Origin of the sequence: Larkinella bovis (assembly GCF_042655385.1) — a bacterium.
GTDB classification, from domain to species: domain Bacteria; phylum Bacteroidota; class Bacteroidia; order Cytophagales; family Spirosomataceae; genus Larkinella; species Larkinella bovis.
Genome location: NZ_JBHSMA010000008.1, coordinates 144,106 through 162,642 on the forward strand (window position 1 = coordinate 144,106; position 18,537 = coordinate 162,642).

Consider the following 18,537-nt stretch of genomic DNA (forward strand, 5'->3'; position numbering starts at 1 on the left):
TTTCGTCAATTCTATTGCATAATTAACAGACAGGAAAATATTTCTGCCATTCCTAAGTAGTGCGACCGAATAATTTGTAACTTCTTACGGACAGTTTCTGAAAGCCCAAAACCAGGAATGGTAAATTATTTCTGCCGTCATTCTCAAAATATTTTTCGATTCGTCAAACTTTTTTTTACCGATAGAAAAGTCGTTCTATCTCAGCCTGCTATTCTACCAAAATCGGTAGCAGAACTGGGAAAATAAGCGAGTAGTTTACCGTATCGCTAATCTGAAAAATGTGATTCAACGGTTTAGTTGTAGAGGAAGCCCTTTCTCCGACCCAATAAGTAATAACCCGGGCACTGGCTACCCATTCCAGGCTAATACCAGACACAGTTAACCAGACATACGGCGCCGTTTTAGCACCGCCCGACCGGTTTTTTATAAAGCCGATTCGATCACCCTGGCGAGTTGCGGTTTGAGAGATTGTGTATACTGATATCCAACCCGGAAAAGCTCCCGGGCGCGTCGCCAGTCGAAGACATCAAAACGGCTGAGTTCGGGGGGTTCGAGCAGCAGGTGGCACTGGGCCAGCCGCTCTTTGGTTTTGCTCCGCACCGCCAGCACCAGACTCCGCTCCAGCACCCCTTTGATCGACGTAATCGGCTTCTGGGTTGTAAACGGATTGCAATGAATGCCGACAATAAAGTCTACTTTATCGGCTACCACTTCCACCGGCATGTTATTCAAAACCGCGCCGTCCACGTATTGCCGCTTATTGATCATATAAGGTTCGAAAATGCCGGGCAGACAACAGGACGCCAACACCGGGCGAACCAATTCACCAGAATCGAAAACCGCCAGTACGCCATCGGTCAGATTCGTAGCCACGACATGCATCGGAATTCGGAGTGCTTCGAAACTATCGTGGGGCAACAACTGCCGGTACAGTTCCTCCGCCCGATCGATCCGCAGCAGCCCCATACGGGTAAAGGCCGGACGAATGTGGCGGTAGAACGGCGTCGTTTCGATAATTTCCAGGATCTCATCGGGCGTATAACCATTGGCAAACAGCGCCCCAACAATGGCCCCCGCGCTGGTGCCCGCAAGCTGGCTGAACCCAAAACCTTCTTCCAGCAGCCCTTTCAAAACGCCCAAGTGAGCGATTCCGCGGGCTCCGCCCCCGGACAAAACCAATCCGAATTTCATCGCAAAAAAGGAAACGAAGCCAAGCCGGCATTCCGACGGATCGGCGGCATCATCGATTTACTATATTAACGAAGCAAGCGGTCCTTTGTCACGAATCCGAATACCTTTTTCGGTCATTTCGACCGTGGCCGCTTCCACCACCGGATCATGTTCGAACACCAGAACCCAGTTTTCATCGGCTGCCTGCTGCAACAACCGGGCTTTTTCTTCGATGGCCTGCAGCGGACGAACATCGTAACTCATCACCCAGGCCAACGGAATATGCGCCGATGACGGAATCAGGTCAGCCACGTACGCGACCGTCCGCTCGCCCACCTTCAGGATGGGCAGGGTCATTTTCTCGGTATGCCCATCGACCGGCAGAAGTTGAATCCCGGAAAACGGGAAGGAATCCTGGTCCAGAAACCGCAATTGCCCACTCTCCTGAATCGGCTCGATATTTTCCTTCAGAAACGACGCTTTTTCACGAGGATTCGGATGCATCGCCCACTGCCAGTGCGCGCTATGACTCCAGTAGGTAGCCGCCGGGAAAGTCGGCCGTAAGCCACCATTCGTCCGCCGAACGGCTCCGCCCACGTGGTCGAAATGCAGGTGGGTCAGCAGCACGTCGGTAACGTCCGTTTCGGAATACCCGGCCTGATGAAGGGATGTCACCAGCGAAGCCTCACCGTGCGGTTCGTAGAAACTAAAAAACCGGGCCTCCTGCTTATCGCCCATTCCCGTGTCGACCAACAGCAATCGATTCCCGTCTTCAACCAACAGGCAGCGCATCGCCCAGGTACAAAGATTACGTTCATCGGCCGGATTAAATTTATTCCAGAGCGTTTTGGGCACGACACCGAACATAGCTCCGCCATCCAACTTAAAAAAACCGGTATCGATCGTTTGTAGAGTCATAGTTGCATAAACAAAAAACGCACGAATCAGGCGCTTGCCTGCGGCCGCCAAGATATAAGAATGTCTTTAAAACCAAAAAATGATCCTTAAAAAGACGCGCAAAACCAGGGTGTATTTTATAAAAAACTCAAAATCGGCTTGCATTTACCAGACAAAATAGTTACCTTTGGTCTAGGTTTTAGATACTTGACGTGTATGAACATAATGAATTCTCCTGCCGTACGGCCCGTTTCGGGCTCGTCGTGTCGTTGAGGTATTTGTTTTTTTACACTCGACAATATCATCCTTTATTCCTGTGAATTTATAAGGTGCAAAGTTGCACCTTTTGAAGTTCTTCCTCACCGGAATCATGGATTCAATGATATATAGAAATTCGCTTGCAAATAAGTGATCAATCGGAAAGTCCGGTATAGAGGTTTCATTTCCTGTAGACGGCTGGCCGGCTCAGTGATCTGAAATGGTTATACTGATCTTTTTTTTTAGCCTTACTCTTAACGGAGTAAGGTAGGTAGGACAGAGAAAAATGGTAGCAAAAATCCCCGTACTTTCGGGGATTTTTCTTTTACAGGCTATCCGGATCGATGGCTACCGAAACCGCATCACCCACCCGCCATTTCAATGCATCCACCGGTATTTCTACCGCCAGTATAGCCGCATCCAGCCGGACCTGGACCTGCGCCCGGCCGGCTTCCACCCGGATGGAAGTCACATTACCAGACACGTATTTTGAGGATACTGAGGAAAAACGGTTCGTTTTTCCGACGGAATAGAGTTGTCCCTGTTTCAGTTCGATCACCTGATCCGCGACGCGTTGTATTTCGTCCAGCTGATGACTTACCAGCACAGTGGTGGTCCCAAAACGACGGTGTAAATTCACCAGTTCGGCCAGTAAATGATCGCGGGTGTTCCGGTCCAGCGCCGAAAAGGGTTCATCCAGCAGCAGCACCTGCGGACGACGCGCCAGTGCCCGGATCAAGGCCACGCGTTGCCGCTGCCCGCCCGAAAGGGTGGCCGGTTTTCGGTCGGCCAGACTCGTCAATCCAACCAGTTCCAGCAATTCGTCCACAATCGGGTCCCGGCGGTTTTGGGCCGCATACTGCACATTTTGCCGTACAGTCATATTAGGAAAAAGCGCGGCATCCTGAAAAACCATCCCGACTTTTCGCTGCTGCGTGGGCAGATCGATTCGCTTTTCCGTATCCAGCCAAAGCTGGTTTTCGATCTGGATCAATCCCTGCTCGGGTTTGGTCAAGCCGGCCAGAATGCGCAGCAAGGTCGTCTTGCCGGCGCCCGAAGGACCGAAAAGCCCCGTCAGGCTACCGGTTTTTAATTCAACCTCAACATGGAGCGGAGCCGGGCCATTGGCAAAGTGAAGCATCATCCGGGCGCGTAGCTGGAGCATAGACATCAGAAGGCTACCCAGCGTTTGTTGATGGCGTAAACCGCCAGCAAAATACCAAAGGAGATGGCTAACAACAACAGGGCGTAGGCATTGGCCGTATCGTAATGGAGCAATTCAACCTCATCGTAAATCGCTACGGAGGCTACGCGCGTCTGCCCCGGCAGGTTGCCGCCGATCATCAGCACCAGCCCGAACTCCCCGATCGTATGCGCAAACGACAACACCACACCTGTGAGCAGAGACGGTTTTATGTTGGGTAATAAAACCCGGAAAAATGTCTCCCGGCGCGATTTCCCGAGGGTATACGAGGCTTCCCGGAGCGAAACCGGCAGGTTCTCCAAACCGGCCTGAAGCGGGTGCACCATAAACGGCAGGCTATAGAAAATGGAGGCTACCACCAGTCCTTCAAAGGTAAACAACAGCCGCCAATCGAACCAGGCCAGCAGCTTTTCGCCCAGAAAGCCGGTCGGACTGAACGCCAGCAGAAAGTAAAAACCGAGTACGGAGGGCGGCAGCACCAGCGGCAGACTGATCACCGCTTCGACGACCGGTTTGGTCCGAAACCGGCTGAATGCCAGCCAACCCGCCATCGGAATTCCGATCAGGAGCAGCCAAAGGGTGGTAATTGTGGCCAGCCGGAGCGTCAGCAGGAGCGGTTGCCAGTCGAAATCGGTCATGGGCGGGCGGGCAGTTGGTAACCGTATTGCCGGAAAATAGCCTGGGCTTCGGCCAAAAATAAATAGTCGTAGAACGTTCGGGCGTCGGGTCGGGCGTTTTTAAGCAGCACCACGCCCTGCGCAATCGGAGCTGCTCCTTTCACCTCCGCCCAGCGGCCTTTCCCGCGCAGGGAAGGTTCCAGCACGACCGATTTGGCCGTAAAACCGGCTTCGACCGCGCCCGAAATCAAATACTGATTGACCTGCGCAATGCTTTCGCCGTAGACAATCTTCGGTTGCAGCGCCGTGAGCCGGTTTTGTTGCGTAAGAACTTCGATGACGGTGGCGCCATACGGAGCCAGTTTGGGATTTGCCACGGCAATTTTCTGAATCCGGCTATCACTCAAAATGCCGAGCCCCCTGCCCGGATCGAAGCCCGCTTTGGTCCAGAGCACCAGCAGGCCGTAGGCGTAGACCCGGGGCCTGGTAGCGGCCAGACCCGCCTGATCGACCGCTGCGGGATACGTCATGTCCGCCGATAGAAAGACATCGAATGGAGCACCGCTTTTTATCTGGGCTGTCAGTTTGCCCGACGAGCTGACGATCGTTTCAATTTTCTGACCGGTTTTCGTTTCAAACCCGGTTTTCAGTTTTTCCATCACAAACTGGGCATTGGCCGCTACGGCCACCCGGATTTCCTGGGCTGAAACCGGACCGCTGACCGCAAGTAACAGCAGAACAAGCCACTGGCGCATAAGAATTCGTTATGGTTTTCCAAATATAACGAGTTCTTGAAAAAATGAATGAGAAGTTGCAGCATCGCTATACCTTGTTGATCTAACGACTGGCTGTTGCCATCGTTCTGGAGGGACCGAAATGCCGAAAGGGTCTTGGCCCGTTCGTGTTTGAAGAGCGCCCTTCACCCATCAGGGAGTTTGAACGCTGACGGGCTCTTCTACCATCCGCCACCGCAACTGGCTAGTGGTATCAGCTTGAAGCACCCAGCTTTTACCCGTTGTTTCGTCGATCATCAGGGCACCTTGCGGAGTTAGAGGAGTAATTGGAATGGCCACTACTTTGAAACCGGGTGTTTGTTTCTTCTCCTGAATGAGCAGCGTAGTCAGGGCCAGCCCAGCGGCTAAACATACCCCTATTGAGAAGGAGGGAAGCATGATGCGAAAGTAAAAGGCATAGCTTTGAGCCGATGAATCGGCTTTTTTCTTACTTACCGTGCACTCCTGTTCGTAGGTCTGCTTCTGCTCAGGTGTAGCACTCGCGTTGTTGTACAAGGAAGCATACTTCTCCCTTCTTAAATAATTGTGTGCGTAGTCGGTAATAAAAAAATAGAAGAAGATTCCACTCACCGTCGTCACTAAAAAGGCCAGCAGCATTAGCCCGTATAACCAGGAGGCAAACGGTGTATACGAGAATTTTTCCAGGTTAGTGATCCCGAAGACAATAGAAGCGGTGGCCAACCCAACCAGCCAGTTAGCCGCTTCCCGATACCAGCCTAGCGAAGCAGGCAAATGAAGTTCCGGCGTTACCGTGTCAGGAGCAGTCATCGTATGGCCTCGGCGTTTTAAAACGGTTCAGGGGCATCCGGACACATGCGCAGGAAGTTCCCCGCCTTGTTCTCGGACAAAAGAGGCAACGTCCGGTTGTCTGCTAACCGAATCGGATCACGTTTGGCTTCGTTCAACAATCGCTTTTTGGCTTTAGGGAGTTCGTTTTGCCAAAATTGCAACAAGTCCTCTTCCGTTCCATCCTGAAAGGCCCGTTCCAGTCTGGAGGAAAAGCCGCTGATCAGTTCACGTAACGACTGATTGGAAATAACCATTTCTTCAGGTGTATTGAACAATTCCAGCAATACCTCTTTGGCTTTCGTAAACAACTGAGCAGATCGCCCAGAATCGGGGGCAAAGGCTTCTTCCATGAATTAGTCAGCATTAAGTTTACACCCTGCAATCTATTACTTATCCACTCATAACCCATTGACCACTAGTGCTTTTTATTTAAAGGCAATGAACTAACACAGAACCCATAGGTTGGCTTCTGGCCTACGGGTTCTGTAAGGAGATTTAGAACAGGGGCTGCAACGCCCCGGGCGGGCTACCAGGGCGCGGTCCGCTATCAGATCGGGCTTCGTTGCGGTTCTTTTTCAGCCGTCGATGGTCGTAAAAAGTAACAGAGTAGCCAAAGCGTAAAAACCGTGCCGCCATGAATAAGCATGGCCCACAGGTTACTTCCGGGGGTATGCCACACAATGAGCAGATCGCCGAAGGGTATAATGGAACCGGACAGGAAGGTCAGCAAGAGGGGTCTGCGGTAATGAAACCAGGCCAACAGCACAATAATCAATCCGGAGAACAGGTCCCGGGTGCCTTTAATATAGTGAAAAGCGTAGTTCGGTTCCTGGTAATGCAGGCCAAATCCGGCCTCTCCGGCTTCAGGAGCCAGCAAAAAACGACCACCAATGAAGAGCAGTCCGAACCCAATCAACAGGCTGGTGAGCCTAACCGGGGAAGCAATCCGTTGCATTGTCATAATCTTGTGCGGTTTAAAGTATGGCACAAAATTGATGAGCAGATGGCACCCGTGCATTCACTCAGGTGAAGAAATACGGTTATAATCCTTGCCCGCCCACCGCGCCCGGATACGGCTTAATGACTGGGGTTTAACCCCCACGTAAGAGGCAATATGATACTGGTTGATCCGGGCCGAAAGGGTGGGATAATCATCCAGAAAGGTTTGGTAACGGCGTTCGGGAGAATCCGTATACAGGGAGACGAGCTGCCCGATCGTTTTAACAAAAATCTGTTCGATGACGATCCGGCCAAAGCGTTCACCATCCGTCACTTCAGCGTACAACCGCAGTAGGTTAGCCGATGAGATCACAAGTAAGGATACATCCTCAATGGCTTGAACAGCCCGTCGGCAGGGCCGTTGCGACAGAAAGCTTTCATAATCACAGACAAAGTCGTTTTCCAAACCGAAGCTATAAATTTTTTCGTCTCCATCCTGATTGACAAAATACCGCATCAAGCCTGTCTGAATGAACCCCACCTGTTGGCAAACCTGACCTGGTTGTACAAAATACGCTCCCTTTTTTAGATGCCAGGGCTGGAACAGGGTCCCGATCAGCGTAATGTCCGTTTCACGCAGGGGTACGATGAGTCTTATCTTCTCAAGAAGAGTAGCCAGCGAGTCATTCATCCCTATTTCGGTGTTCAATTCTTTCCGGCTGGCCTTGCCGCCGGGCTTGATTCAAAAAAATCACCAATTGAGCAATCCCCGCAGGCCTGAGTACCGGTTTTCTGGGCATTGAATCCCAAACCGCCTATCCCTGCTTGCGGGTTAACCACGGCGGCAGAACATGGTACATAATAGACAGACTTTCAAAAACTTACAGCTACTTCCCTGTAAAGGTATACCCAATAAAGACTATCTTTTTGCCTTGTGTTTCGGAATCTTCTTATTTCCCCGGGTCAAACCGTGCGGCATCAATAATCGACCAGAGGTGAATGAGCCAGCCGAGCAGGAAAAACCAGAGGACTCCCGCCAGCACGAACTGCACAACCGCCATCATCAACCGCCCTTGCAGCAGCTGCCCCAAACCCGGAATGAAGAAACTACAGAGGGCTGCCAATACATTACCGCCCGATCCCTGACCTGCCATGTTTTGCGTGTTTAAAGCGTAAAATCGTCCCTCAAGTTAAAGGGACCGGAGATCGATTCATCCGGTTTTTGACAAACGGACCTACACGGCTTTAAACTGTCAAAATCCGGGGCGGTTTTAAAAAATGCGGGGAAGTCGTTCCAACGCTTTGACAAAAAGCAAGTTGAAACAACTCCCCCGCACGGTTTTACAGGCCTAATACCTTCTTGTTAAACTCCTCATCGGCCCCCGTTCCGGCAAAGTCGTCGAACGCCCGCTCGGTGACACGAATGATGTGGTTTTCGATAAACGGAGCGCCCTCAGCCGCGCCCTGCTCGGGGTGTTTGATGGCGCACTCCCACTCCAGAACCGCCCAGCCGTCGTAATCGTACTGCGACAGCTTGCTGAAAATTCCGCCGAAATCGACCTGACCGTCGCCCAGCGAACGGAAGCGGCCCGCGCGCTCGACCCAGCCCTGATAGCCGCCGTATACGCCCTGTTTGCCCGTCGGGTTAAACTCGGCATCCTTGACGTGAAAGGCGTAAATCCGGTCGTGGTAGAAGTCGATGAACTGCAGGTAATCCAGTTGTTGCAGCACGAAGTGGCTCGGATCGTAGTTGATCCCGGCACGCGGGTGACCGTTGACGTGATCGAGGAAGATCTCGAACGTAATCCCGTCGTGCAGGTCTTCGCCGGGGTGCAGCTCGTAGCCCACGTTCACACCGGCTTCGTCAAACGCGTCCAGAATGGGCGTCCAGCGCTTGGCCAGCTCCTGAAACGCCGTGGTCACCAGACCCGCCGGCCGTTGCGGCCAGGGATACACAAAGGGCCACAGCAGGGCGCCCGAGAAGGTCACGTGCGAAGTCAGGCCCAAATTCTGGCTGGCTTTAGCCGCCCACTTCAACTGCTGCACGGCCCACTCCTGCTGCTCCTTCGGCTTACCCGCCAGCTCCGCCGGACCAAAACCGTCGAACATGGCCCCGTAGGCCGGGTGAACGGCCACCAGCTGCCCCTGCAAGTGGGTCGAAAGCTCCGTGATCTCGACACCGATGTCTTTCAGTTTGCCTTTCAGGTCATCGCAGTATCCCGCGCTTTCGGCCGCCTGCTTGAGATCAATCATCCGCGGATCCCAGGTCGGAATCTGGATGCCTTTGTAGCCGAGTCCGGCCATGTATTTGGCAATGGACTCTAAGGAATTAAACGGTTCGGTATCGCCCAGAAACTGCGCCAGAAAAATGGCCGGGCCTTGGATGGTTTTCATGGTTTAAAAGAGCGAAAGAGTGAAAGAGTGAAAGAGTGTGATTTTTCACTCTTTCGCTCTTTCACTCTTTATTTCAGTCGCTCACTGTTTTGCGTGATTTTGACAAAATTTTAAGAAGCTGATAACCTTCATCACTGAGTTCGGCTAACCGATGTTCAGGTACGATTTCAGTTAAACTGAGGGTTTCCAGCCAAAAGAGCGATTCATCCAGTTCTTCAAGCGAAATGCTAAGTTTAGCATAGTACTCTTTTTGGCTTCTGCTTCGTCTGACAGCCCGAAAATTTGCAGCCGCTGACGATGAAGAGCGAAGGAGCTGGCGACCAAAATGCTGAGCATCAAACTCGGTCGGTAAAGAGCGACAGACCTTGACGCAACGGAGCATAAACATTTTCAGCCGTCGCTCAAGGTCATCCAGAAACTGCCCCTTGGTTTGATTCGTATAATCAATAAGGGGTTCGTTCAGCAGATCATCGCTCTTGAAGTCGTCCATCACTCTTTCGCTCTTTCACTCTTTATACTTCAACCCACGCCTGCTTCCGGTTGGATTCCAGAATCCGCTCGCAGATCAGCAACTCGCGGTAGCCGTCGGCGAAGGTCGGGAAGGTGGGGTTTTCGGGCTGTTTTCCAGCCGCAATGGCTTCGTATACTTCCTTGAACATCTGCTTGGAAGTGTCAGGGAACCCTTCATTGTGACCGCCGGGGAAGGAAATGACCGACCGGGCCTCCGAATACATCAGCGACGGGTCGCGCATCAGGTTCTCGTTATACCCGTCGCGGTTTCCAATCCACATTTCGTTCGGGGCTTCCGAGTTCCAGGCGAAGGTTTTCTTCGATCCGGCGATTTCCAGTTTCATCTGGTTTTTCCGACCCGCCGATACCTGCGAAACCGTAATGACCCCCTTGTTCCCGTTATCGAACCGCAGCAACACGTTGGCGTGGTCTTCGGTGTTGATGGGTACATCGGCGTAATCTTCCGGTTGCAGCATCTTACCCGAATACGTTTCAACGGCCTTGAGCGGTTTTTTCCGGGTTTTGTGAATCGTGTTGAAATCGGCCAGCACCGCTACGGTTTTCAACCCGGTGATGTACTCGAGGATGTCCATCAGGTGCGACCCGATGTCGGCAATGGCCCGTGAATCACCCGACTTATCCGGCTCGAGCCGCCAGTTGTAGTCGGTTTCATAGAACAGCCAGTCCTGCAGATACGAACCGATAATGGAATACACCTCGCCCAAATCGCCTTTCTCCCGCATCACTTTCATCTGCCGGGCCAGCGGGTAATACCGCAGGTTGAAGTGAACGGCATTGACCAGACCGGTTTTGGCCGCCAGTTCTACCAGTTCTTCGGCTTCTTTCAGATCCTTGGCCAGCGGTTTTTCGCAGACCACGTGCTTGCCAGCTTCCAGAGCGGCTTTCGATTGCGAGTAGTGCAGGAAGTTAGGCGTACAGATGTGAATGCTCTGAATGTCGTCCTGTTTGAGTAACTCTTCAAAGGTGTAGGAACGGGCAATGCCGAGCGAATCGGCTTTTTGTTTCGCCAGTTCAGCCGTCACTTCGCATAAAGCCGCTACTTCGACGTTCGGAAGCCGACGCAGGGCTTCAATGTGGGCCGGCCCAATAAAGCCCGTACCAACTACACCAACTTTGATTTTTTCCATTTGTGAGATTTAAAAGAATATATTGAAAGAGGTTAAAAAGGAGTTATTACACAGAGTTGATCAGAGAAACTTTGATAACTCTGATGTCCTCTGATCAACTCTGTGTAACGAATTTTACTTTCAGTCACTAGTCCACAAACTTCGTCCACTTTTCGCTGGACTGATTGGATTTAAGAACGGTATCGATAAAAGCCAATCCGCGAACGCCGTCTTCGGCGGATGGGAAATCGGCGTAGATCGGGTCCGGTTCTTTGCCTTCCATGACGCTGCGCAAGGTAATGGCAAAATTCCGATACAGGTTGGCAAAGGCTTCGAAGAAGCCTTCGGGGTGCCCCGAAGGAACGCGGATGTGTGCTTTGGCAGCCGCCGACAGATCGCCCACGCCCGGCCGGAAAATCCGTTTTCCTTCCTGCGATTTATAAATCAGCGTATTCGGTTCCATCTGGTGCCACTCCAATCCGCCGAGTTCGCCGTAAATCCGGATGTTCAGGCTGTTTTCTTCCCCATTGGCAATCTGGCTGGCATGCAGTACACCTTTGACTCCATCCTCAAAATGCAGGAGTACATTGCCATCGTCGTCCAGCTTCCGGCCGGGAACGAAAATGGACAGATCGGCGCACAACTCCGTAATTTTCAGGCCGGTTATGTATTCGGCCAGGTTTTCGGCATGGGTTCCAATATCGCCCATACAACCCGCTGCGCCCGACTGGGCCGGGTCGGTCCGCCAGATCGCCTGTTTATAGTTCGTCGCTTCTTCCAGCGTCGAGAGCCAGCCCTGCGGGTATTCGACGACAACTTTCCGGAGTTTGCCCAACTTACCGCTGCGCACCATTTCGCGGGCTTCTTTCACCATCGGATAGCCGGTGTAGTTGTGCGTCAGGCAGAACAGTTTTCCGGTTTCTTTCACCAGCCGGGCGAGTTCTTTGGCCTCTGCCAGGTTCAGCGTCATCGGCTTATCGCAGACCACGTGAAACCCGTTCTCCAGCGCCAGTTTGGCCGGGGGGAAGTGCATATGGTTCGGCGTCACGATCGACACAAAATCCATCCGTTCACCTTCCGGCAATTCTTTTTCTTTCAGGATCATTTCCTCAAAACTCCCATAAACGCGCTCGTCAGGAAGATAAAGAGCGTGTCCGGTAGCCTTTGATTTTTCCGGATTGGAGCTAAATACCCCACAGACCAGTTCGATTTCCCCGTCGAAAACGGCAGCCCGGCGGTGGACGGCCCCAATGAAGGCTTCAAGGCTTCCGCCGATCATGCCCATCCGCATTTTTCTGTGCGCCATATGTATAAAAAAACTGAAGGTTTAAATTAGAATTGTTGATTTCAGACCAGATTGTTTGGATTTTGAAAGGGAAGTTTCAGAAAATCAGTTCCTACTACTTTCCAACAAAAAATTTGAAAATTTAAAATCCGAAGATTTTGACCGGGAAATTAGCAGATTCACTTATTTTTCGGAAATTTTGTATATTTCCATTCAATAAAACTTAGTATTGACCTAAAATTTTTCAACTAAACCCCCTACATCACCTTTATGGAGACAGTTATGGCGACGTCGTCTGTCAACCAGAGCCGACTATTCAATGCCAGTTGCTTTGCCCTTATTACCACGGCTTTTTCGTTCAGTATCCGGGCCGGGATTCTGCCCCAGTTGGGCACCGAGTTTGGCCTAACGGCTACGCAGTTAGGATTTATCAACTCCATGTTCTTCTTCGGCTTCCCCATTTCCATGATTATTGGTGGGTTGGTCTATCACTCGGTTGGCCCCAAAATCATCATGCAGGTCGCGTTTTTAGCCCACACGCTGGGAATCCTGCTGACGATTTATGCCGGTGGATACACCGGTCTGCTGTTTTCGACCTTCTTTATCGGTTTCGGAAACGGGTGTACGGAAGCGGCCTGTAACCCGATGATTGCGGACATGTACACGGGCGAAAAAATGAACAAGATGCTGAGCCGGTTCCATATGTGGTTCCCGGGCGGTATCGTACTCGGCAGTTTGATTTCCAAATTCATGACGGATAATGGCTTCGGCTGGCAGGCGCAAATCTGGGTCATCATGATTCCGACGCTCATTTATGTGTTCCTGTATTTCGGACAAGCTTTTCCAAGACCGCAGGTTGAAGGGGCTACCTCCCTGGCCAAAAACTTCAAGGCCATGGTTACCCCGCTCTATATCTTTATTTTCTGCTGCATGGCCTTTACCGCCATTTCCGAATTCGGTCCGCAACAGTGGGTCGGTCTGATCATGGCGAAAAGCGGTGCCAGCCCGATGCTGATTCTGGCGCTGGTAACCGGTTTAATGGCCATCGGGCGTTATTTTGCCGGTCCGATCATCCATCGGCTTGACCAAACCGGGGTCTTGCTGGGGTCAGCGGTTTTTGCCACCATCGGTATTTACCTGTTCAGCAGCCAAACCGGTGCGGGTGCCTACGTTGCGGCTGTTTTCTTCGCCATCGGGGTTTGCTACTTCTGGCCAACCATGATCGGTTTTGTGGCCGAGCGTATTCCGCTGAGTGGTGCGCTGGGTATGTCGATTGTCGGTGGTGTCGGGATGTTCTCAACGGCTATTTTCCAACCCATCATCGGTGGCTGGATCGATAGCGCCCGCGCCGAGCTGGAGGCTACCGGTTTAACGGGTGAAGCTCTGGAACTGGCGGCCGGGCAGGCCACCCTGCTTAAAATGACGTCATTTCCCATCATCCTGATCGTTGCTTTCACGTTCCTGTGGTTCTGGGTACGTAATCGTAAAGCCCGCAACGCGCACTAAGCATTTACGTTTTCTCTTCCGGAGGAAATTACGAAATAGTACTTCTTTAAGTCGGCCTGGGATTTTACTCAGGCCGACTATTTTTTTATATTTTTAGCATATTTTTTAGCATTTTAATTTTAAGAAATTTTTATATTTGAGTACGTAACTTAACAACCTGCTAACGAACGCATAACATTCCCCTGCTTAGTAGACGCCTTAAACCGTACTTAACTGTCAATGAATCATTTAACCCAGCCCCGTGAATGGCCCACCTTAAAATTGTCGCGCTGGCAAATTATCCAGCTGTCAGTCCTTTCCGTTCTGATTGCGGCAATGGCTTTTTGGAAGTTTCAATACGAGCAGGTGCTGCCGAAAAGTAGTCCCGTTCAGATGGTCCTCCCGACGCAGGGATCATCCATGAACGACCAGTCGCTTGCCAAAACGACGCCATCATTATCCCCTGCTTCGGTTGTTAAATCCCGGTTTTAACCCCTCTGTCTAATTTGGATATACCTTTTACTACCAATCGTCTGATTCTCCGATGACCCGCCATACAGCGGGTCATCTTATTTTAATCGGTAAGGGCAGCTATTTTTTTCCTTACCTTAGCGCCCCAAGCTCAAACCGCCCCGATTCGTGGCCGCTACAAGAACCATCATTTATCCAGACGCCGACATTTTAGTTCAATTTAATCATCCCTGACACATTTATTATGGAGAAGAAAATTCGCCGGGAGGACGCCCTTGAGTATCATGCCAAGGGGCGCCCGGGCAAAATTGAAGTAATCCCAACCAAAGAATACAATACCCAGCGCGACCTGACGCTGGCTTATTCGCCGGGCGTGGCTGAACCCTGTCTGGCTATTGCCGAAAATATTGAAGATGTCTATAAATATACCGCCAAGGGTAATCTGGTGGCCGTCATCAGCAACGGAAGTGCGGTGCTGGGCCTGGGTGACATTGGCCCCGAAGCCGGAAAACCGGTGATGGAAGGGAAAGGACTTTTGTTTAAAATTTACGCCGACATTGACGTTTTTGACATTGAACTTAATACGAAAAATGTCGATGAGTTTGTGCGAACCGTCAAAATTCTGGAACCCACCTTCGGCGGTGTCAACCTGGAAGATATCAAGGCACCGGAATGCTTCGAAATCGAAGAGCGGCTCAAACGCGAACTCAACATTCCGGTCATGCACGACGACCAGCACGGAACCGCCATCATTTCGGCGGCTGCCCTGCTGAACGCGCTGCAACTCGTCGGCAAGAAAATCGAAGACGTTAAAATTGTCGTCAACGGGGCCGGAGCCTCCGCCATTTCCTGTTCAAAACTATACATTGCGCTGGGTGCCCGGGTTGAAAACTTCGTCATGTGCGACAGCAAAGGGGTGATTCGCGCCGACCGCACGGATCTCGACGAACGCAAGAGTCAGTTTATTACCAACCGTGACCTCCGCACACTCGACGAAGCGATGGTGGATGCCGACGTCTTCATCGGGTTATCGAAAGGCAATGTCGTTACGCAGGACATGGTTCGCTCGATGGCCAACGATGCCATTGTGTTTGCCATGGCGAATCCTACCCCCGAAGTTTCGTACCCGGATGCCACGGCGGCCCGTCCGGACATTATCATGGCTACGGGTCGTTCCGACTACCCCAACCAGGTCAATAACGTGCTCGGGTTTCCGTTCATTTTCCGGGGCGCCCTCGATGTTCGGGCCACTGAAATCAACGAGGCTATGAAGCTGGCTGCGGTTCACGCCCTGGCCGATCTGGCGAAAAAATCCGTTCCCGATCTGGTCAATCTGGCGTATGGCGAGTCCAATCTGATGTTCGGCCGCAAATACATCATCCCCAAACCGGTTGATCCCCGGTTGTTGAGCACCGTTGCCCCGGCAGTGGCAAAAGCGGCTATGGACTCGGGCGTAGCCAAACACCCGATTACGGACTGGGAAGCCTACGAGCACCAACTGGCCCGTCGGTTAGGACAAGACAACCAGATTTCGCGGGTTATTCTGAATAAAGCCAAATCGAACCCCAAACGAGTCGTTTTTGCCGACGCCGAAAACCTCAAAGTTCTGAAAGCCGCCCAACAGGTGCGGGATGAAGGCATTGCATTCCCAATTCTGCTGGGGGAAGTCAGCCGGATTCGTGCCTTGATCACCGAAAATAACCTGGATCTGGCCAACGTCCCGATTCTGGATCCGCGCGCTCCGGAGCAGGAAGAACTGATTCAGAAATTCAGCGAACTCTATTACGAGAAACGGAAGCGCAAAGGCGTCAATGCCACCGAAGCGACCAAGCAGATGTACTACCGGAATTATTTCGGGGTAATGATGGTCGAAGCGGGTGAAGCCGATGCGGTTATTTCGGGCCTGACCCGCAACTACCCGGATACGATCCGCCCGGCCTTGCAGGTGATCGGAAAAGAAGCCGGGGTAAAGAAAGTGGCCGGGATGTACATCCTGCTCACCAAACGCGGTCCGCTGTTTTTCTCCGACACCACGGTAAACTTCAATCCGACCGTGGATGAAATTGTCGAAATTACGGAACTGACGGCCCGCGCCGTCGAGCGGTTCAACATCAAACCCCGGATTGCGCTGGTGACGTATTCCAACTTCGGCAGTGCGAAAGGCGAAGATGCGCAGAAAATGAACCAGGCCGTCGAAATCCTGCAACGTAAACACCCGGATATGGTGGTTGACGGCGAAATCCAGGCCCACCTGGCCTTCAATACCGACTTGCTGAAAATTAACCACCCGTTCAGTAAACTGGTAGAAGAAGGCGCTAACACGCTGATTTTCCCGAATCTGTCGGCCTCGAACATCGCGTATAACCTGATGGCCGAATCCGCCGGTTTCGACGCCATCGGCCCGATTCTGCTGGGTCTGCGCAAACCGGTCTACGTTCTCCAGCTCGGTAGCTCCGAGCGCGAAATCGTCAACATGGTCGCCATCGCCGTCGTCGAAGCGCAAGGGAAGTAATCCGTTAAAAGTTAAAAATTAAAAGTGAAGATGAGTTCTGGAACACTTGACGGTCTCTATTTTTAACTTTTAATTTTTAACTTTTAATTACCCATATTCCTCCTGCCATTCTTTGCGAAGCCGCTGATAATCCGGGTCTTCCCGGGCCTGGAGGTATTTTTCGCGGAAGATGGCGGCACTTTCGGCTTTCAGCGGATCGGCATCCAGCGGTAAGGTTTCCCGGCCGTGGCTTCCGCTGCGGCCTTTTTGATCGGCGGGCACCGGGCCATCGTACTTCTGGCCGGTGCGGTGGTTGGCGTAGCGCCGGGCGCGCGTCACCCCCATTTGCAGAAATTTCCGCGCCATGTCCATGCCGATAAAATCCCCCTGTTTTTTGTACGCCAGAAACAGCTCATAAATTTTGTCCGACGATTCACGCGCTATTTCGGGCGTCTTAAATCGCCAGTACGGCAGAATTTCGGACTTATACGGCTGCACGAGCAGCACGCCCTGTTCCCCTTTTCCTACCCGGTACAATTCCGGTTTTTCCCGCAGGTTTAAGGAATTGTAGTTGAGACTGTAATCGAATTGCTTCCGCCCGTTGTTCATACCCTAACCATCTATCCCTGTTAACTCCGGACGCGACGTTTGGTTTTTACCTCGTTTTCAGGACTCGTGTAATATTTCCGTGCTTTCTGCGACTAACTACCGTGAAAGCCTTTACGACGAACTGCCATGGAGCAAGAGTTTGTGACCTTACTGAACCGCCACCCCGGCATTCTTTACAAAGTGTGCTCGCTGTATGGCAAGACACCCGACGACCGCAACGATCTTTTTCAGGAGATTGTCCTTCAGCTCTGGAAAGCGTACCCGGTTTTCAAAAAGGAATCCACTTTTACGACCTGGATGTACCGCATTGCGCTCAATACCGCCATTTCGAATTACCGGAAAGTCGCCCGAAAACCGCAAACCGTCTCCTTCTCGGAATTGGACCTCCAAATCCCGGACCTGCACGACAACGCGACCGACGAACAAAGCAGCCTGCTATACGACGCCATCGAACAGCTTTCAGCCGTTGAAAAAGCCGTTATCATGCTCTACCTGGATGACAAAAGTTACGACGACATGGCCGCCATTATCGGCATCTCCACCTCCAACGTGGGCGTCAAACTAAACCGAATTAAAGCCAAACTGGAAAAACTCATCCATTCTGCAACCCGCTAATTCCCAACGCCATGACTTTAGAAGAACTCAAATCAACCTGGAAAACCCTGGATGACAAGCTATCCGCCAATCGCCGGTTAAGCGAAGAAATCGTCTTTCAGTTGATCAAAGACCGGTCGAAAAGTACGCTGGCTAAAATGGAGCGTCGCCTGCTGTTCGCCGGTTTTATCATGACCGGCCTTGTCCTTTTTTTCGGAGCCGCCATGATTGGCAATGCGTTTGATTATACCAGCTGGTATTTCCACCTTCCATCCGTTCTGTATATCAGCTTAGCACTCGTGGCGTTGACGGTGGTGGCACGGACTTACAGGACGCTCCACCGGGTCAACCTGAGTCAGCAAACCTTGTATGACAGCCTGAAAACCGTCCTACAGGCGCACGAGAAAGCACAGGCTGCCCTGGCGCGGGTTTGGCTTCTGTGCATGCTGGCCGGTTTTCTGTTCGGCGTATCGATGGTCGCCCGAAAATTCGAAGCGTACGGTATGGCGAAAACAAGCGGGTTGCTGGTCGGACAGGCGGTGCTCATTCTGCTGCTGTACGCAGCTGCCCGCTGGATCTTTACTCTATTTGAAGACAGACTTGGTCAGGAATTACGGGAAAACCTTCAGGAACTGGACTCGTTTAAAGCCGGCGCATAGCCTTTTCTCTCCCACTCATCCGCCCTGGGGGCCGTTCAAACCAGCCCCCTAGGTCAACATTTTGACTGGCCCTGAAATACCCGGGGTTTGTCCCGAAAAAACGGCCATTCATCGAAAAACCGGTTTAAAACCGCCCCCCTTGCCCTACTTTTGGGTGTCTTTTTTAATAAACGTCTTGCGTTCCGCTCATCCATTTCCCGTACCACCGGAAGGCCAAATTTTGCCGTTCCACACTTTCAGGAGA

Annotated in this window: 20 protein-coding genes; 5 read left to right on the forward strand and 15 right to left on the reverse strand. The window is 51.9% G+C overall.

Translation table 11 applies throughout. From position 1 onward, the window contains the following. Nucleotides 1-423: 423 nt before the first annotated feature. From ACFPMF_RS21090 to ACFPMF_RS21155, 14 genes are all read right to left on the reverse strand, one after another. Nucleotides 424-1,191: a patatin-like phospholipase family protein gene (locus ACFPMF_RS21090; protein ID WP_379848738.1), complete on the reverse strand. Its 768-nt coding sequence runs from the start codon at nt 1,189-1,191 to the stop codon at nt 424-426. 60 nt (nt 1,192-1,251) lie between these two features. Further along, complete coding sequence (locus ACFPMF_RS21095) at nt 1,252-2,088, reverse strand: MBL fold metallo-hydrolase (RefSeq protein WP_379848740.1); 837 nt, start codon at nt 2,086-2,088, stop codon at nt 1,252-1,254. Nucleotides 2,089-2,650: 562 nt separating this feature from the next. Beyond that, the gene (locus ACFPMF_RS21100) at nt 2,651-3,490 is read right to left on the reverse strand and encodes a sulfate/molybdate ABC transporter ATP-binding protein (protein ID WP_379848742.1); all 840 of its coding nucleotides are present in this window, start codon (nt 3,488-3,490) and stop codon (nt 2,651-2,653) included. A gap of 5 nt (nt 3,491-3,495) precedes the next feature. Beyond that, a complete protein-coding gene (gene modB, locus ACFPMF_RS21105; protein ID WP_379848744.1) occupies nt 3,496-4,167 on the reverse strand; it encodes a molybdate ABC transporter permease subunit in 672 nt (223 codons plus the stop codon). Beyond that, nucleotides 4,164-4,901 carry a molybdate ABC transporter substrate-binding protein gene (gene modA, locus ACFPMF_RS21110; protein WP_379848746.1) on the reverse strand — a complete coding sequence of 246 codons (738 nt, stop codon included), beginning with the start codon at nt 4,899-4,901 and terminating at the stop codon, nt 4,164-4,166. Before modA ends, modB begins: the two co-directional genes overlap by 4 nt. A gap of 171 nt (nt 4,902-5,072) precedes the next feature. Then, nucleotides 5,073-5,708, reverse strand: coding sequence for a hypothetical protein (locus ACFPMF_RS21115; RefSeq protein ID WP_379848748.1), 636 nt, complete (start codon nt 5,706-5,708; stop codon nt 5,073-5,075). A gap of 17 nt (nt 5,709-5,725) precedes the next feature. Next, nucleotides 5,726-6,079: a hypothetical protein gene (locus ACFPMF_RS21120; protein WP_379848750.1), complete on the reverse strand. Its 354-nt coding sequence runs from the start codon at nt 6,077-6,079 to the stop codon at nt 5,726-5,728. Between the two features lie 197 nt (nt 6,080-6,276). Then, entirely contained in the window at nt 6,277-6,690 is a 414-nt protein-coding gene (locus ACFPMF_RS21125; protein ID WP_379848752.1) for a DUF4267 domain-containing protein, read from the reverse strand. A 57-nt stretch (nt 6,691-6,747) separates the two neighbouring features. Continuing rightward, nucleotides 6,748-7,359: a Crp/Fnr family transcriptional regulator gene (locus tag ACFPMF_RS21130; RefSeq protein WP_379848754.1), complete on the reverse strand. Its 612-nt coding sequence runs from the start codon at nt 7,357-7,359 to the stop codon at nt 6,748-6,750. A 259-nt stretch (nt 7,360-7,618) separates the two neighbouring features. Then, complete coding sequence (locus ACFPMF_RS21135; protein ID WP_379848756.1) at nt 7,619-7,822, reverse strand: hypothetical protein; 204 nt, start codon at nt 7,820-7,822, stop codon at nt 7,619-7,621. A 187-nt stretch (nt 7,823-8,009) separates the two neighbouring features. Next, nucleotides 8,010-9,062: a sugar phosphate isomerase/epimerase family protein gene (locus ACFPMF_RS21140; protein WP_379848758.1), complete on the reverse strand. Its 1,053-nt coding sequence runs from the start codon at nt 9,060-9,062 to the stop codon at nt 8,010-8,012. A 73-nt stretch (nt 9,063-9,135) separates the two neighbouring features. Then, nucleotides 9,136-9,552 (reverse strand): four helix bundle protein, encoded by a 417-nt coding sequence (locus tag ACFPMF_RS21145; protein WP_379848760.1) that lies wholly within the window; start codon nt 9,550-9,552, stop codon nt 9,136-9,138. A 22-nt stretch (nt 9,553-9,574) separates the two neighbouring features. After that, nucleotides 9,575-10,720 carry a Gfo/Idh/MocA family protein gene (locus ACFPMF_RS21150; RefSeq protein WP_379848762.1) on the reverse strand — a complete coding sequence of 382 codons (1,146 nt, stop codon included), beginning with the start codon at nt 10,718-10,720 and terminating at the stop codon, nt 9,575-9,577. Nucleotides 10,721-10,847: 127 nt separating this feature from the next. Then, nucleotides 10,848-11,984, reverse strand: coding sequence for a Gfo/Idh/MocA family protein (locus ACFPMF_RS21155; RefSeq protein ID WP_379848882.1), 1,137 nt, complete (start codon nt 11,982-11,984; stop codon nt 10,848-10,850). Between the two features lie 270 nt (nt 11,985-12,254). Between ACFPMF_RS21155 and ACFPMF_RS21160 the strand changes: the two genes are divergently transcribed. From ACFPMF_RS21160 to ACFPMF_RS21170, 3 genes are all read left to right on the forward strand, one after another. Then, nucleotides 12,255-13,490 carry an MFS transporter gene (locus ACFPMF_RS21160; RefSeq protein WP_379848764.1) on the forward strand — a complete coding sequence of 412 codons (1,236 nt, stop codon included), beginning with the start codon at nt 12,255-12,257 and terminating at the stop codon, nt 13,488-13,490. A gap of 219 nt (nt 13,491-13,709) precedes the next feature. Then, on the forward strand, nt 13,710-13,961 hold the full coding sequence (locus ACFPMF_RS21165) for a hypothetical protein (RefSeq protein ID WP_379848766.1): 252 nt from the start codon (nt 13,710-13,712) through the stop codon (nt 13,959-13,961). Between the two features lie 223 nt (nt 13,962-14,184). After that, complete coding sequence (locus ACFPMF_RS21170) at nt 14,185-16,452, forward strand: NADP-dependent malic enzyme (protein ID WP_379848768.1); 2,268 nt, start codon at nt 14,185-14,187, stop codon at nt 16,450-16,452. 87 nt (nt 16,453-16,539) lie between these two features. Here the strand turns inward: ACFPMF_RS21170 and ACFPMF_RS21175 are convergent, their stop codons facing one another. Further along, a complete protein-coding gene (locus ACFPMF_RS21175; protein ID WP_379848770.1) occupies nt 16,540-17,040 on the reverse strand; it encodes a DUF4385 domain-containing protein in 501 nt (166 codons plus the stop codon). A 126-nt stretch (nt 17,041-17,166) separates the two neighbouring features. On the opposite strand from ACFPMF_RS21175, the gene ACFPMF_RS21180 reads away from it, so the two are divergent. Both ACFPMF_RS21180 and ACFPMF_RS21185 read left to right on the forward strand, forming a co-directional pair. Next, entirely contained in the window at nt 17,167-17,655 is a 489-nt protein-coding gene (locus ACFPMF_RS21180; RefSeq protein WP_379848772.1) for an RNA polymerase sigma factor, read from the forward strand. A gap of 11 nt (nt 17,656-17,666) precedes the next feature. Then, nucleotides 17,667-18,293, forward strand: a complete 627-nt coding sequence (locus ACFPMF_RS21185; protein ID WP_379848774.1) for a hypothetical protein — start codon at nt 17,667-17,669, stop codon at nt 18,291-18,293. The last annotated feature ends 244 nt before the right edge of the window (nt 18,294-18,537 follow it).